This window comes from Streptosporangium minutum (genome assembly GCF_002149035.1).
In the GTDB taxonomy this organism is placed as follows: domain Bacteria; phylum Actinomycetota; class Actinomycetes; order Streptosporangiales; family Streptosporangiaceae; genus Streptosporangium; species Streptosporangium minutum.
The window spans coordinates 13,003-27,412 of sequence record NZ_NGFP01000125.1; the positions used below are offsets into that span (position 1 = coordinate 13,003).

Below are 14,410 nucleotides of genomic sequence, written 5' to 3' on the forward strand. Positions count from 1 at the left end.
TAGGGTACTGCCCGGTCCAGCCGCCCTCCCTCCCGCGCCGCATAGTCTGGAGCAGTGGAGAGGATCCTGGTCAGCGCCTGCCTGATGGGGCGGAAGGTCCGTTACGACGGAGCCGCCAAGACGAGCGGCGACGCGCTGCTGGCCACCTGGCGGGAGGAGGGACGGCTGGTCCCGTTCTGCCCGGAGGTCGAGGGAGGGCTGCCCGTCCCCCGCCCGGCCGCCGAGATCGAGGGCGGCGCCGGGGGCGCGGCGGTGCTCGCGGGAACCGCCCGGGTGATGGCCGCCGACGGGAGCGACGTCACGCGGGAGTTCCTGGCCGGAGCCCACGCGGCCCTGGCCGCCGCCCGTTCCTCCGGCGCCAGGGTGGCGATCCTGAAGGAGGGCAGCCCCTCCTGCGGCAGCCTGGCCGTCTACGACGGCACCTTCCGCGGCCGCCGCCTGCCCGGCAGCGGCGTCACCACCGCCCTGCTCGAACTGCACGGCATCGCGGTGTTCGCCGAGGACCGCGTCGCCGACGCCGGAGTACGGCTGCGCGAGCTGGAGGCCTAGTACTCCCAGGTGTCGGTCCGCTTCTCCGCGCCGACGCAGAAGACCGCCGAGCCGTGCTCGTCCCGGACCAGGTCCACCCGGATCCAGCCGGGGGCCTGGGCCACCTTCGCCTCGAAACCCGCGTTGGGCGCGGCGGCGACCAGGCGGCACGCGCCGCCCCCGACGGCGAACGAGACCGAGCCGCCCTTGACGTTCACGACCCGGACCTTGTCGTCGGAGGCCGCCGCGGCGGAGGGTCCGGGCGCGGGAACGGTAGTGAACGGCCGCGGTTCGGCGGTCGCCGGGTCCTGCGAGCGCACCGCGATGTGGACGGGCTCGCGCGGGGCGCGGGTGGCCCTCGGACGGGGGCTGCTCCGCACGGGCTCGGCCCGGGTGACACGAGGAGTGGGGACGGGCCTGTCCGGGGACGCCGAGACGGTCGGCGTGCCGGCTCCGGGCACCGGCCCGGTGGGCGCCTCCGAGGGGGGCGACGCGACCCCCGTGCGGCTGATCGCGGCGTTGATCGGCTCGATCTTCGCGTCGTCGAAGACCTCTCTGTGCAGCACGTCGCTGACGCCGAACCAGGCGACCGAGATCGCCAGAACCGTGGCTCCACACCACACCGCTATGAAACCAAGCGTTTGCCGCATGCGGTGAATTATTACCTCACATGTCTCTTTGTTCACTACGGTTACGTCGCATGGCGACGGTTCTGGTGGTGGAAGACGACGATTACGTACGTTCCGCGATCATCCAGGAACTGAGCAGGCGCCAGCACGCCGTACGCAGCGCGGGACGTGCCCTCGACGCGCTGCGGGAGATCACCCAGAACCCCCCGGACGCGGTGATCCTCGACCTGGGCCTGCCCGACCTGGACGGATCCGAGGCCCTGAAGATGGTCCGCAGCATCTCCAGCGTCCCGGTCATCGTGGCCACGGCCCGGGACAACGAGGCCGAGATCGTCCGCCTGCTGGAGGCCGGCGCGGACGACTACCTGGTCAAGCCGTTCTCCGGCGACCACCTGAACGCCCGGCTGGACGCCGTGCTGCGCCGGGCCCGGGGCGCGACCCCGCCGTCGGTGCTGCACATCAGCGGGCTCACGGTGGATCTCAACCGGCGTGAGGCCGCCGTGAACGGCGTGCCGCTCACGCTGACCCGGCGGGAGTTCGACCTGCTGGCCTACCTCGCCGCCCGCGCCGACCGGGTCGTCTCCCGCAAGGAGCTGCTCACCGAGGTCTGGCAGCAGTCCTACGGCGACGACCAGACCATCGACGTCCACCTGTCGTGGCTGCGGCGCAAGCTCGGCGAGAGCGCCTCCGCCCCCCGTTACCTGCACACCGTGCGCGGCGTCGGCGTCATGTTGATCACTCCCCCGTGAGGCGGACCCTGGCCCTGCTCGCCGTCGCGGGGGCCTCGATGATCGCTCTGGCCTTCCTGATCCCGCTCGGGCTCATCGTCAAGGAGATCGCTCACGGCCGGGCCATGGCCGAAGCCGAACGGCAGGCGTCGGCACTGGTCCCGGTGCTGGCCATCACCGTGGATCCGGCCCGCCTGACCCACGCGCTGGTCAGCACCGGAGCGGAGGGCCGGATCGCGGTCCACCTCCCGGACGGCGGCTCGGTGGGCACCGTACGGGCGCCCGACGAGAGCGTGGCCACGGCCTCCCGGCTGAGCCGGGCCGTGACCGGGAGGACCGAGACCGGCTACCTCCTGCTCCGCCCGGTCGTCCTGGACGGCGGGCGGACGGTGGTCATCGAGATCTTCGTGCCAGCCCAGGACCTCACCCGGGGCGTCACCAAGTCATGGGCGGTGCTCACCGGGGTCGCGGTGGTGCTCGTCGCCGGTTCGGTGCTGGTCGCCGACCGGCTGGGCGTGCGGGTGGTGCGCTCGACCCAGCGCCTCGGCCGGGCCGCCGGCGCCCTGGGCGCGGGAGACCTCAGCGTCCGCATCGAGCCCGAGGGACCACCCGAGCTGGTCTCCGCCGGAGAGGCGTTCAACACCATGGCCGACAGGGTCGTCCAGCTCCTCGCCGCCGAGCGGGAGATGGCCGCCGACCTGTCGCACCGGCTGCGCACCCCGCTCACCGCGCTCCGGCTCAGCCTGGACAACCTGGGCCCGGAGGCCGAGCAGAGCCGTCAGGCCCTGGCCCGCCTGGAGTCCGAGGTGGACCAGATCATCGCGGCGGCCCGGCAGCCCTCCCGCGCCCCGGAGTCCGTCTCCTGCGACGCCGCCCACGTGCTGCGCGAGCGGCTGGCCTTCTGGTCCGCCCTGGCCGAGGACCAGCGGCGCCCGTGTGAGCTGGTCGGCGCGTCGGATCCGGTCCGGGTCCCGGTCGCGGCCACCGAGCTCAGCGCCGTGGTGGACGCGCTGCTCGGCAACGTCTTCCGGCACACCCCCGAGGGCACGGCGTTCACGGTGACCCTGCACCAGGGCTCCGGCACGGTGGGCCTGCTGATCGCCGACGCGGGGCCGGGCATCCCCGACCCCGAGACGGCTCTGCGGCGCGGGGCCAGCGGTTCGGGGTCCACCGGCCTCGGCCTCGACATCGCCCGCCAGCTCGCCGAGTCCTCCGGCGGCACGCTGCGGATCGACTCCTCCTCCTTGGGCGGGGCCAGTGTGCAGCTCTGGTTCCGTACCGACCAGCGCGAGCGCACCCCGCGCGGGACACGGCGGCTGGTCGGCAAGGGGTGGCCGCGCAGGGACACCGCACGCTGAGACCCCCCGCGCGCCTACGCCCTGGCCAGCTCCATGATCCAGTTGGTCTCCCAGGTCTTCTCGCCGTCGACGGAGAAGGCCTGCTCCCAGCGTGCGGAGACAGGCGTGATCTCCGACCAGACGAACCGGGCCCTGACCGGGGTGCCCTCGTGGGCGTCGTCGCCGTAGAACTCCCCGCGCCCGGCGGCGAAACGGCCCACGACCGGCGGGAACAGGGTGCCGGTCCGGCTGCTGGCCCAGTAGAGCGACCACTCCTCACACTCGACGTCGAACAGCCGCAGGGTGAATCCGGAGAACCCCTTGGTCGGGAAGGTGATCTCGTCGACGTTGGCCGCGCCGCCGAAGACGGGCCGGGCGACGGACGTGGCGGGGAACTCGTCCCACTCGGTGCTGCCGCTCAAGGGGCGGACGAGACGGCGGTTGGTCACGGTCCAGGCGCCGGAGAGGAAGTCGAAGTCGTTCATTCCTGAACGCTAGGCGGAGGTCACTGACACCTATTGTCAGTGTTTTTCGGGATAATTCAGATGTGCGCGCGAGCCGGCTCCTCTCCCTCCTGATGCTGCTGCAGACCCGGGGCAGGATGACCGCCCGGGAGCTGGCGGCGGAGCTGGAGGTCTCGGCCCGGACCGTCTACCGGGACGTGGAGGCGCTCCACGCGGCCGGCGTCCCCCTGTACGGCGACGCCGGCCCCTCGGGCGGCTACCGGCTGCTCGACGGCTACCGCACCCGGCTCACCGGCCTGACCTCGGGCGAGGCGGAGTCGCTGTTCCTGACGGGGATGCCGGGACCCGCCGCCGAGCTGGGCCTGGGAGCGGTGGTGGCGGCGGCCCAGCTCAAACTCATGGCCGCCCTCCCGGCCGAGCTCCGGGACCGGGCCGGGCGGATCCGCGAGCGTTTCCACCTCGACGCCCCCACCTGGTACCACGGCGCCGACGAGACCCCGCACCTGGCGGCGGCCGCCGAGGCGGTGTGGGAGGAGCGCCGGCTGGAGATCCGCTACCGCCGCTGGAAGGCCCCCCAGGAGGTGGTCCGCACGCTGGAGCCGTACGGGCTGGTGCTCAAGGCGGGCCGCTGGTACCTCATCGCCCGCGGCGGCCAGGACATCCGCACCTACCGGGTCTCCCAGATCATGGAGCTGCGCGCGCTCCCGCAGTCCTTCGAGCGGCCCGGGGACTTCGACCTCGCCGCCCACTGGAACGGCGCCCTGGAGGCGTTCGAGGCCCGGCTCCACCGGGGGGAGGCCGTCATCCGGCTCTCGCCGGACGGGATGGAGCGCCTGCCCGACATGGGCCGTCCGGCCCTCCTCCGGGCGGCCGAGGCCACCGCGGAGCCTCCCGGCCCGGACGGCTGGACCCGGGTCACGGTCCCCATCGAGTCACACCGGCACGCCCTGAGCGAATTCCTGCGGTTCGGCCTGGACCTGGAGGTCGTCGCCCCCGCCGAACTGCGCGACCTCATGGCGGAGACCGCCAGATCCCTGGCCCGGCGCTACGACACGCCCGGTCGAGCCCCGTGACCGCCGGAGGCCGCGGGCCCCCGCCCCCGGGGCAGACGGGGAGGACCGTCAGGCCACCGGAGCCCCGGCCAGCGCCAGCGCCTCCTCACGGGTCAGGGACACCCCCCGCTCATAGGCCTTCTCGTAGCCCTCGTCGCCGAGCGCCTCCCGTGCGGCGGCCCTCAGCCGGGCGACGTCGGCGCCCCCGGCGACCACCGTCCCGCGTACCGCCGTACCCGCGCCCAGCAGCAGGGCGGCCCGCTCACCGTCGCCCTCCAGCAGCGCGACCCCGGACAGCACCTCGGTCACCAGCCCGGCCGTGGTCATGTCGCGCTGCCCGGACGCCGCGACCAGCGCCCGTCGATACCAGGTCAGGGCCGTGGGGGCGTCGCCTCCGGCCTCCGCGGTCAGGCCGAGCTCGATCATGATGTGGATGCGGCTCTCCTCGGCGCCGAACCACCCGGCCGGGCACTCGGCCAGCGCCGCCTCCGACAGCCTCCGGGCCTCGTCCGGCTCACCCCGTAGCCGGGCGACGCGGCCCAGCATCTGGTCCGCCCTGGCGATGACCTCCGACGCCCCCGTCCGGCGGGCGATCTCGGCCGCCCGCTCGGCGTCGCGGCGCCCTCCCTCGAAGTCGCCCACGCTCACCCGCACACCCGCGCGCTGGCACAGCCGCTCGGCGATGTCCTCGTCCGCGCCGAGCTCGCGCGCCAGCTTCAGGGCCTCGTCGCACAGCGCCGAGGCCCGTGCGGAGTCACCCCGCCATTCGGCGATCTTGACCAGCTCTCCCAGGGTCAGCGCCAGCCCCCACCGCTCCCCTATGGCGCGGAAGCCCGCCAGCCCGGCGGACAAATCGCGTTCGGCCTCGTCCAGCCGTCCAGCGTACAGGGACATGAGCCCCTCGCCGACGAGGTTGAGCGCCTGACTCCACGGATCGGCCCCCAGCAGCCTGCGCCGGCTCTCGGCGAGGCCGGGGGACTCCTCGTCGGGGATCCCCGCCACCATCCCCCACAGCATGGTGAGGAAGGGGCGCCGGGGTGGCCGCCCGCTCCCGATCATCGCCTCGACGGCGTTCTCCAGATGGACGCCGAACTCGCTGTGGGATCCGCCCGACGCGACGCTCAGGACGCACAGCGCGTACTCCTCCTCCAGCCCGCCCGGAGGCCGCGTGCCGATCGCCCTGACGAGCTCCTGGGCACGCGTGGCCCCCTCGGTGCGCAGCCCGCGCAGCCACCAGTAGATCGTCAGGGGCGCGAGCAGCCGGAGCCCCCGCTCCACGTCGAGGGCGTCCACCGCCCGGCGGAGCGCGACGTGCAGGTTGTCGCGCTCGGCGTCCAGCGACGCGAGCCACTCCAGCTGGTCGGCGGTGAGCAGGCGCGGCTCGGCGGCCAGCAGCAGATCGAGGAAATGGTCGGCGTGCGAGCGCCGGAACCGCTCCACCTCCCCCGCCTCGGCCAGACGCTCGGCGCAGAACGCCCGGATCGTGTTGAGCATGCGATAGCGGGACCCGGAGACCTCGATGAGGGACTTGTCCACCAGCCCGGTCAGCAGCTCGACCACCTCGTCGTCGGGCAGCCCGCACACCGCCGCGATCGCCTCCAGACCGGCCCCTCCGGAGAAGACCGTCAGCCGCCGGGCCAGCGTCCGCTCGGTCTCGTCGAGCAGCTCCCAGCTCCACTCCACCACCGCGCGCAGCGTGCGGTGCCTCGGCTGCGCGGTACGGCTGCCGCGCGACAGCAGCAGGAACCTGTCGGCCAGCCTGGTGGCCACCTCGGCCACCGGCAGCGACCGCAGCCGCGCCGCGGCCAGCTCGATCGCCAGCGGCTGCCCGTCGAGGGCCCGGCAGATCCGCAGGACGTCCTCGACGCTCGCCTCGTCGACGGTGAATCCCGGGAGCACGGCCACCGCCCGGTCCGCGAAGAGCCGGACCGCCGGATAGCCGAGCGCCCGCGGCGCCGGCGTGCCCGGAGGCGGCACCGCGAGCGAGGGAAGCGGGCACAGGCTCTCGCCGGTGATGCCCAGCGCCTCCCGGCTGGTGGCCAGGATCCGCAGCCGCGGACAGGCCCCGAGCAGGTGCCCGGCCAGCCCGGCGGCGGCCTCCACCAGGTGCTCGCAGTTGTCGAGGACGAGCAGGACCCGCCGGCCGGCGAGCGCGGCGATCATCCGTTCGACGGAGTCGGCCGGCGGCCGGTCGGGCACCGGCGTGAGCCCGGCCTCTCGGAGCCCCAGCACGCCGAACACCGCCTGGGGCACCTCGTCCCCCTCGCCCAGCGGCGCGAGGTCGACGAAGTAGACCTCACCCGGCTGCCGCGCCGCCGCCTCCACGGCCAGCCGGGTCTTGCCCGCTCCCCCGGGCCCGGTGAGGGTGACCAGACGCCCCTCCTCCAGGAGCGTGGCGACCCGCGCCATCTCCCTCTCCCGTCCCACGAAGCTGGTGAGCTGGGCCGTGAGCGCCCGCCGTACGGCCGGGGCGTCCGTCTGGAAAGCGGCCGGGACGGCGGGAAACGGGTCGCCCCGCAGCACGGCCAGATGCGTCGCGGCCAGCTCGGCCGTGGGCTCGGTGCCGAGCTCCTCGGCGAGGGTCCGCCGGGCCTCCTCGTAGGCGGCCAGCGCCTCGGCCTGCCGCCCGCTGCCGTACAGCGCGCGGATGAGCTGCCCGCGCAGCCCTTCCCGGAGCGGGTGCGCGGCCACCAGGTCCCGCAGCTCCGCCACCAGCGTCCGGTGCGCGCCCGCCGTCAGCTCGGCCTCGACGCGCTCCTCGACGACCGTCAGGCGCATCTCCTCCAGTCGCGCGGCCTGGGCGCGCACGGACGGCGCGTCCCCCACGTCGGGCAGCGCCGGCCCACGCCACAGGGCCAGTGCCTCGCGCAGGAGCGTGACGGCGCGCGGCCGGTCACCGGCGGCCAGTGCCCGGCGCCCCTCCAGCGCCAGCCACTCGAACCGGTGCGCGTCGACGTCCTCCGGCCGCACCACCAGCCGGTAGCCCGCCGGGTGGAACTCCACCGCGCCGCCGCGCCCCAGCAGCCGGCGGAGCCGGGAGACCTGGGACTGGAGCGCGTTGGCGGCGTTGCCCGGCGGTTCCGCGCCGTAGAGGCCGTCGATCAGCCGTTCGGCGGTGACCACCCGCCCGGCGTCGAACGCCAGCATCGCGAGCAGCGCCCGCACCCGTGTGCCCCCCACGGCGATCGGGTCGCCCGCGGTGTCCCGCACCTCCATCGCACCGAGAACGCCGACCCACATGGCACCGATTATCGTGCGTGGCGGGTCATCGCGTGCGCGGGCCGCCGGCGACCCCGGTCGGGCGCCGTCCGGCCGGTGCGGGTGCGGGGTCAGGACTTCCAGGGGCCGATGCGGTCCAGGCGCCGGCGCTGCTGGTGCGCGGCCGAGGCGTCGAGCCCCTGGCCGCGTTCGGTGAGGTGGCCGGCGACGGCCGCGCGGTGCTCGACGGGCTTGTGGTCGTCGTACTTGAACTTCGCGACGACTTCGGTGACCCGCAGGCGCAGGCCGCGGATGCCCGGCAGCATCCGCCCGTAGGGCGGCTGGTCGACGGTGACTTCGGCGTGGTCGCCGTCGGGCTGGAAGTGCGCGAGCTGGCGGCGCAGCAGTTCGGCCTTGGCCTCGGGGTCGTCGATGATATGGGCGCGGCAGGTGAACTGCACGGCCGTGTAGTAGCTGGTCGGGACCCCGTCGCGTGGCGGAACGCCGGCGGGGGCGCGCCACGGGCCGGGGATGAACGCGTAGTCGCCGATGACGGTGAGGATGACGTTCGGGTTCTGGTCGATCACCTTCCAGACCGGGTTCGGCCGAGCCAGGTGGACCAGTAGATCGGGTCCGTCGCCGATGAAGTGGGTGGGTACGACGACGGGCGGCTCGCCGGGCAGGCCGTTCACGCTGAGCTGTCCGAAGTCGTGGCCTTCGGCGATCCAGGCCTGCCATTCGGCCTCGTCCAGGCTCGCGTCCCAGGGCTGGATGAACATGTCGAACTCCTCTGCAAGGGGACTGTGGTGTGGTCTGCGGATCAGGAAAGGGCGAGGAGGCTGACGGCGACGGCGGCGGCGCCCAGGCCGACGACCTGGCCGCGGCCGATGCGCTCATGCAGCACGCCGCGGGCGAGCAGGACCGTTCCGGCCGGGTAGAGGGCGGTGATCACCGCGACGACGGACAGGTCACCACTCCGGGCGGCGAGCAGGAACAGCAGGTTCGCCACCGAGTCCAGCGCGCCCGCGGCCGCCGACATCGCGTACGCGGGGCGTGCGGGACCGAGCCTGCGGAACATCAGGGCGGCCGCCGTCAGGATGACGCCCGAGGAGACCGCCCGGCCCACGACAAGCGGAGCGACCCCGCTGTCGGACGGCGCCTGGTGCAGGAAGACGAGCTGGAGGGCGATCGCGGCGCCCGCGCCGAACGCGAGCAGCAGCGCGGTACGCGAAGGCCGGGCTGAGCGCGCACCGGGTCCAGCGCTGACCAGCACCACGGCCGCCAGCGCGAGCGGCAGCCCGATCAGCCCGGCGGCGGCCAGATGCTCGCCCTGCAACAGGCCCACGCTCACCGGCAGCGCGGCCGAGACCAGCGCGGTGACCGGCGACAGGACGTTCATCGGGCCGATCGCCAGGGTCCGGTAGAGCAGCGCGAACGCCGCCGCCGAAGCGACACCCGAGGCGGCGCCCCAGCCGAGGGCCCCGGCGCTGAAGGAGGCGCCCAGCAGCGGCCACAGCAGCAGCTCGACCACGAGACTCGCCGGAGCCGCGATCATCACCGTGCGCAGCACATGAGCCCTTCGGGCACCCAGCCCGCCGAGGAAATCAGCGCACCCGTAGGCCACCGAGCAGCCCAGAGCCAGCACCAGAGCGATCACGACACCCCCCTGAAGTACAATGGAACGACTACAATGTATGCCAGAACGACCACAGAATGCCAATCGAACGACCGGCCGGTACAGCGGACTGTTCCGAGTGGGAGGGTGATCACATGACGGAGCCGACCGCGGCCCTGCGGATCGTCGCGAACAATGTCCGGGCCGCCCGCCGGCGCGCGGGCCTGTCCCTGGAAGAGCTGGGACGGCGCGCCCAGGTGAGCAAGGGCGCCCTCGTCGTCCTGGAAAAAGCCCAGGGCAACCCCAACCTCGCCACGCTCGTCCGCCTCGCCGACACCCTCGGCGTCTCGGTGTCCGACCTCATGCAGGGACCACCCGAAGGCCGCGTCCGCATCGTCGCCGCCGGCGCCGTCGCACCTCTGTGGACCGGGAAGCAGGGCAGCGAGGCCCGGCTCATGCTGACGACCCCGACCCCCAGCCCCGTCGAGGTGTGGCGCTGGCGCCTGGAGCCCGGCGAGGACTACCCCAGCCACCCCCACCAGGCCGGAGTCGTCGAGACCATCAGCGTCACCTCCGGCCGGATGACCCTCGTCGTCGACGGCGCCGAATACGCCGTCGAGGCCGGGCAGACCGCCACGTTCAACGGCGACGTCCCCCACACCTACCGCGGAGCGGGCACCGAAACCTGCCACCTGATCATGAGCGTCCACCTCCCGCCCGGCCCCGCGCCGGCCCCCGGCCAGGAGTCGTGATCGCGACCGGTCCGTGATGAGCCCGCCGTGGCCGCACACCGCTCACGCCCTTCTCCACGCGCGCCGCACGCGCTCCGGCGGCCGCACCGACCTGGAGAACGGAAAGATCCCGCCCGATCGGGATGATCGGACGGGATCTCGTCACTTCCTGCGGACCGCTTCGAGAACGGCCCCGCTGTGGAGCTATGGGGATTCGAACCCCAGACCTCCTCCATGCCATGGAGGCGCGCTACCAGCTGCGCCATAGCCCCTGGTCACCGCTCCGAGTGCTCTCGTTGCGGCGCTTCGGAAGCATATAGGGAGACCCGTACGTTCACCTAATCGACGGCCGTACGGCTCGCGCCCGTCATTTCGGGCGCAAGCCGTGCCGCGGAATCAGTCTTGCGTGACCTCGGGGCTGTCGTCGCTCTGGATCGGCTCGGGCAGGGTGCCCGCGTTGTGCTCGAGCAGGCGCCAGCCCTTGCGCCCCTCCTCCAGCACCGACCACGAGCAGTTGCCCAGGCCGCCGAGGGCGGACCAGAGCTCCGGCGGCAGGCCCAGCAGCCTGGAGACGCCGAGCCGGAGCGCCGCCCCGTGGGAGGCGACCACCAGCAGGCCGTCGGGGTCGAGTTCGGCCGCCCAGCGGCGGATCGACGCCGACACCCTTTCTGCGACGTCGGCGACCTCCTCGCCGCCCGGGGCGGTCCAGGCGGCGTACTCGCGGGGCCAGCCGGCGAAGATCTCATCGCGGGTGAGCCCCTCCCACTCGCCCCCGCCACGCTCGCGCAGGTCCTTGTCCACGGCCACGTCCAGGCCGGTGACCCGGCCCAGCGCCGAGGCGGTGGTCAGGGCCCGCTGAAGGTCCGAGGAGACGATCATGTCGGGGCGGAGGGAGGCGAGCAACGAGGCGGCGCGGACCGCCTGCGCCACGCCGGTCTCGTCCAGCGGTATGTCGCTGTGGCCCTGGAAACGGTGTTCGACGTTCCAGAGCGTCTGACCATGTCTCAGGCAGACGACACGGCGACTCACTCAGTTACCGCCTCGCGGGCTCGCTGGGCGGCTGCCTGCCGCACGCTGTCCGGCAGGGCGATGGAGGGGCAGTCCTTCCACAGCCGCTCGAGCGCGTAGAAGGTGCGGTCCTCCTCGTGCTGGACATGGACGACGATGTCGATGTAGTCCAGGAGAACCCAGCGGCCCTCACGCTCGCCCTCACGGCGGACGGGCTTGGCGTCGGCCTCGATCCGCAGCCGGTCTTCGATTTCGTCGACGATGGCACGGACCTGACGGTCGTTGGTGGCGGAGCAGAGCAGGAACGCGTCGGTGATGACGAGCTGCTCGCTCACGTCGTAGGCGAGGATGTCATCGGCCAGCTTGTCTGCCGCGGCCTCGGCGGCGAGCCTGACGAGCTGGACGGATCTGTCGGTTGCGGTCACGGTGTCGGTTAGTCCTCCTGTAGTCGGCGCTGTCACCTATCAGGGTGCCCGATCGGGCGCTCGTTGAAGAGGCGCCATAGGTACAACGCCTGTCGTGTGCCGCCCGATTCCGTGCCGCGGACGAATCAGCGGTCCGATCGGGGGCTCACGTAGCGGTAGAGACCACGCTTGTTGATGTACTGAACGATACCGTCCGGCACGAGATACCAGATGGGCTGTCCCGAGGCGACCCGTTCCCGGCACTCCGAGGACGAGATGGACAGCGCCGGGATCTCCACCAGGCTGACCTTTCCCTTCGGCAGCCCCGGGTCGTGCAGGATGTGGCCGGGCCGGGTGGCGCCGACGAAGTGGGCGATGGTGAACAGCTCCTCGACGTCACGCCAGCTCAGGATCTGGGCGAGGGCGTCGGCTCCGGTGATGAAGTACAGCTCGACGTCCGAGCCCCAGGCGGCGGCGATCTCCCGCAGCGTGTCGATGGTGAAGGTCGGGCCGGGACGGTCGATGTCCACCCGGCTCACCGAGAAGCGCGGGTTGGAGGCGGTCGCGATGACCGTCATCAGATAGCGGTCCTCAGGTGCGGAGACCGTCTTGTCGGCCTTCTGCCATGGACGCCCGGTCGGGACGAAGACCACCTCGTCGAGGTCGAAGTGGTGGGCGACCTCGCTGGCGGCGACCAGGTGACCATGGTGGATCGGGTCGAAGGTGCCGCCCATGACGCCCAGACGTCGCTTTCCCCGGCCGGTAGGCGCGTTCATCATGCAACGGACCATACGCGTAAGCCATGCACGGCTTTTAGTCACCCCCCGCGCGTGCCAGGCCCCCCCGACGTAGCATGCCGGACATGACCACCACCCCGGATCGCAACCGCGTGCAGCTTCCCGGAATCAGCTCGCGTGCCTACGAACATCCCGCTGACCGGTCCGCGCTGGTCGCTCTGCGCTCGCTCAGCGGGTTCGACACGGTGCTCAAGCAGATGTCCGGACTGGTCAGCGAGCGCCGCCTGCGCCTGATCTACCTCGCCTCGGCCGTGCGCACCAGCGACACCCAGTTCCGCGCGCTGCACGACATGGGCCGTGACGCCGCCTACACACTCGACCTCCACCGCATCCCCGAGGTCTACGTCCAGCAGAGCCCGCTGGTCCAGGCCAAGGCGATCGGCTTCGACGACCCGTTCATCGTCGTCAGCACCGGCCTGCTCGACCTGATGGACGAGGAGGAGCAGCGCTTCGTCATCGGCCACGAGACCGCGCACATCCTCTCGGGCCACGCGGTCTACCGCACCATGCTGGACATCCTCACCCGCCTGGCCACCCGGGTGGCCTGGATCCCGCTCGGCTACATCGGCCTGCGCGCGATCGTCGCGGGCCTGGAGGAGTGGCACCGCAAGTCCGAGCTCTCCGCCGACCGCGGCGGCCTGCTCTGCGGCCAGGACACCGACGCCGCGCTGCGCGCGCTGATGAAGCTCGCCGGCGGATCGCGCCTGCACGAGATGAACATCGAGGCCTTCCTCGACCAGGCACGCGAGTACGACACGGCGGGCGACGTCCGTGACGGCCTGCTCAAGGTCCTCAACCTGCTCGGCAGCACCCACCCGTTCGCGGTCTCCCGGGTCGCCGAGCTGGACAAGTGGCGCCGCGGCGGCGAGTACGAAAGGATCATCGGCGGCGAATACCCCCGCCGGGCCGACGACTCCAATGCCAAGATCTCCGAAGAGATCAAGGCCGCCGCCCGCTCCTACCGCGAGTCGTGGTCGCAGTCCCAGGACCCTTTCATCGGCGTCCTGCGTGACGTGGCCGAGGGCGCGGTCAACGCCGGAGAGCGCATCTTCAACCGCTTCTCCCGCCGCGACGGCAACTAGGCGGAGCCCGGGAAAAGGTCCAGAAGCTCGTCTTCTGGACCTTCCTGCCAGCTTCTGAACCTTCCTGCTCCCACCTGCGGATCCGTCCCGCCGACGGATCCGTCAACGGAAACCATCGGCCCGCCGACGGGGCATCCCCGCCCTCGGGCCCTCAGACCAGCTCGGGCCCTCAGACCAGCAGGGCGACCACCCGCACGGCCGCCGCGCACAGTGCGACGAACCCGCCCAGTACGGCCAGCGCCCGCAGTCCCTCCTTGCGGAGTTCGGGGATCACGGAGCTGATCCTCTCGACCTCGCGGCCGATGATCGCACCGCAGACCACGCCGAACACGATGCCGGCGACCGCGACGGGAGCGGGGCGCAGCCACCACTCCGGCGGCAGCGAGGCGCCGAGGACCAACCACAGCACGAAGCCCGCGAGGGCCGCGGCGGGCAGCCCCGGCCAGGCCAGCGCGGTCAGCAGCGACACCACGAAGGTCGGCGGGAAGCCCACGACCCGCAGGAGGCCCCGCACCCTGGCCGACTTGCGCTTCCTGACCAGCCAGCGCCCGGCCCAGATCGTGCGGGCCAGGACGGCGAAGAGCCCGGTGACGGCGAAGGTGGCCAGCGGCCAGATCACCGTGGCCACCACGCACGGTACGGCCAGCACGGCCAGCAGCAGCAGCGCGCCGCTCCCCGCGGGCAACCCCGCCCTGCCGCCGGTCGCGCTCTCCGAGGACTGCGCGCCGTCCGCCTGCCGTCCCTTGACCCTCCCCCGGACCGGTCTGCGTCCCGTCCCCCCGGACGCCGGCCGGGACCCCCGGGACGTCTCGCCCGTCCCGGAGGCCGGACGCCCGC

Annotated in this window: 14 protein-coding genes, 1 tRNA gene and 1 pseudogene; 6 read left to right on the plus strand and 10 right to left on the minus strand. The window is 72.9% G+C overall.

Annotated elements, in window-relative coordinates:
- Window positions 1-54: 54 nt before the first annotated feature.
- Window positions 55-549, plus strand: a complete 495-nt coding sequence (locus CA984_RS25105; RefSeq protein WP_086576012.1) for a 2-thiouracil desulfurase family protein — start codon at window positions 55-57, stop codon at window positions 547-549.
- Here the strand turns inward: CA984_RS25105 and CA984_RS25110 are convergent.
- The gene (locus CA984_RS25110) at window positions 546-1,178 is read right to left on the minus strand and encodes a hypothetical protein (protein ID WP_133061772.1); all 633 of its coding nucleotides are present in this window, start codon (window positions 1,176-1,178) and stop codon (window positions 546-548) included. The two genes, CA984_RS25105 and CA984_RS25110, sit on opposite strands and share 4 nt — an antisense overlap.
- 50 nt (window positions 1,179-1,228) lie before the next feature.
- Here CA984_RS25110 and CA984_RS25115 point away from each other — a divergent pair, with 50 nt between their 5' ends.
- Together CA984_RS25115 and CA984_RS25120 are read left to right on the plus strand one after the other, a co-directional pair.
- Window positions 1,229-1,906: a response regulator transcription factor gene (locus CA984_RS25115; protein ID WP_086576014.1), complete on the plus strand. Its 678-nt coding sequence runs from the start codon at window positions 1,229-1,231 to the stop codon at window positions 1,904-1,906.
- Window positions 1,903-3,243 carry a sensor histidine kinase gene (locus tag CA984_RS25120; RefSeq protein WP_086576015.1) on the plus strand — a complete coding sequence of 447 codons (1,341 nt, stop codon included), beginning with the start codon at window positions 1,903-1,905 and terminating at the stop codon, window positions 3,241-3,243. Before CA984_RS25115 ends, CA984_RS25120 begins: the two co-directional genes overlap by 4 nt.
- A 14-nt stretch (window positions 3,244-3,257) precedes the next feature.
- Here CA984_RS25120 and CA984_RS25125 read toward each other — a convergent pair whose 3' ends face one another.
- The gene (locus CA984_RS25125) at window positions 3,258-3,707 is read right to left on the minus strand and encodes a hypothetical protein (protein WP_086576016.1); all 450 of its coding nucleotides are present in this window, start codon (window positions 3,705-3,707) and stop codon (window positions 3,258-3,260) included.
- Between the two features lie 62 nt (window positions 3,708-3,769).
- Between CA984_RS25125 and CA984_RS25130 the strand changes: the two genes are divergently transcribed.
- A complete protein-coding gene (locus CA984_RS25130) occupies window positions 3,770-4,759 on the plus strand; it encodes a helix-turn-helix transcriptional regulator (RefSeq protein WP_086576017.1) in 990 nt (329 codons plus the stop codon).
- 48 nt (window positions 4,760-4,807) lie between these two features.
- Here the strand turns inward: CA984_RS25130 and CA984_RS25135 are convergent, their stop codons facing one another.
- From CA984_RS25135 to CA984_RS25145, 3 genes are all read right to left on the minus strand, one after another.
- Entirely contained in the window at window positions 4,808-7,978 is a 3,171-nt protein-coding gene (locus CA984_RS25135) for an AfsR/SARP family transcriptional regulator (RefSeq protein ID WP_086576018.1), read from the minus strand.
- Between the two features lie 89 nt (window positions 7,979-8,067).
- Window positions 8,068-8,715, minus strand: a complete 648-nt coding sequence (locus CA984_RS25140; protein WP_086576019.1) for an FMN-binding negative transcriptional regulator — start codon at window positions 8,713-8,715, stop codon at window positions 8,068-8,070.
- 41 nt (window positions 8,716-8,756) lie between these two features.
- Complete coding sequence (locus CA984_RS25145; RefSeq protein WP_086576020.1) at window positions 8,757-9,593, minus strand: DMT family transporter; 837 nt, start codon at window positions 9,591-9,593, stop codon at window positions 8,757-8,759.
- Window positions 9,594-9,706: 113 nt separating this feature from the next.
- On the opposite strand from CA984_RS25145, the gene CA984_RS25150 reads away from it, so the two are divergent.
- A complete protein-coding gene (locus CA984_RS25150; RefSeq protein ID WP_086576021.1) occupies window positions 9,707-10,303 on the plus strand; it encodes a helix-turn-helix domain-containing protein in 597 nt (198 codons plus the stop codon).
- Window positions 10,304-10,481: 178 nt separating this feature from the next.
- On the opposite strand, the gene CA984_RS25155 is transcribed toward CA984_RS25150, so the two are convergent.
- The 4 genes from CA984_RS25155 to nadD form a co-directional block, all read right to left on the minus strand.
- A tRNA-Ala gene (locus CA984_RS25155) sits at window positions 10,482-10,554 on the minus strand.
- A gap of 124 nt (window positions 10,555-10,678) precedes the next feature.
- Window positions 10,679-11,311: a histidine phosphatase family protein gene (locus tag CA984_RS25160; protein WP_086576022.1), complete on the minus strand. Its 633-nt coding sequence runs from the start codon at window positions 11,309-11,311 to the stop codon at window positions 10,679-10,681.
- Complete coding sequence (gene rsfS / locus CA984_RS25165; protein WP_012893678.1) at window positions 11,308-11,715, minus strand: ribosome silencing factor; 408 nt, start codon at window positions 11,713-11,715, stop codon at window positions 11,308-11,310. The genes CA984_RS25160 and rsfS overlap by 4 nt, the downstream gene beginning before the upstream one ends.
- 125 nt (window positions 11,716-11,840) lie before the next feature.
- Window positions 11,841-12,473 carry a nicotinate-nucleotide adenylyltransferase gene (gene nadD / locus CA984_RS25170; protein WP_207621024.1) on the minus strand — a complete coding sequence of 211 codons (633 nt, stop codon included), beginning with the start codon at window positions 12,471-12,473 and terminating at the stop codon, window positions 11,841-11,843.
- 74 nt (window positions 12,474-12,547) lie between these two features.
- On the opposite strand from nadD, the gene CA984_RS25175 reads away from it, so the two are divergent.
- Entirely contained in the window at window positions 12,548-13,573 is a 1,026-nt protein-coding gene (locus CA984_RS25175) for a M48 family metallopeptidase (protein WP_207621025.1), read from the plus strand.
- A gap of 169 nt (window positions 13,574-13,742) precedes the next feature.
- Here CA984_RS25175 and CA984_RS25180 read toward each other — a convergent pair.
- Window positions 13,743-14,410: pseudogene (locus tag CA984_RS25180) on the minus strand (serine/threonine protein kinase); the annotation flags it as partial.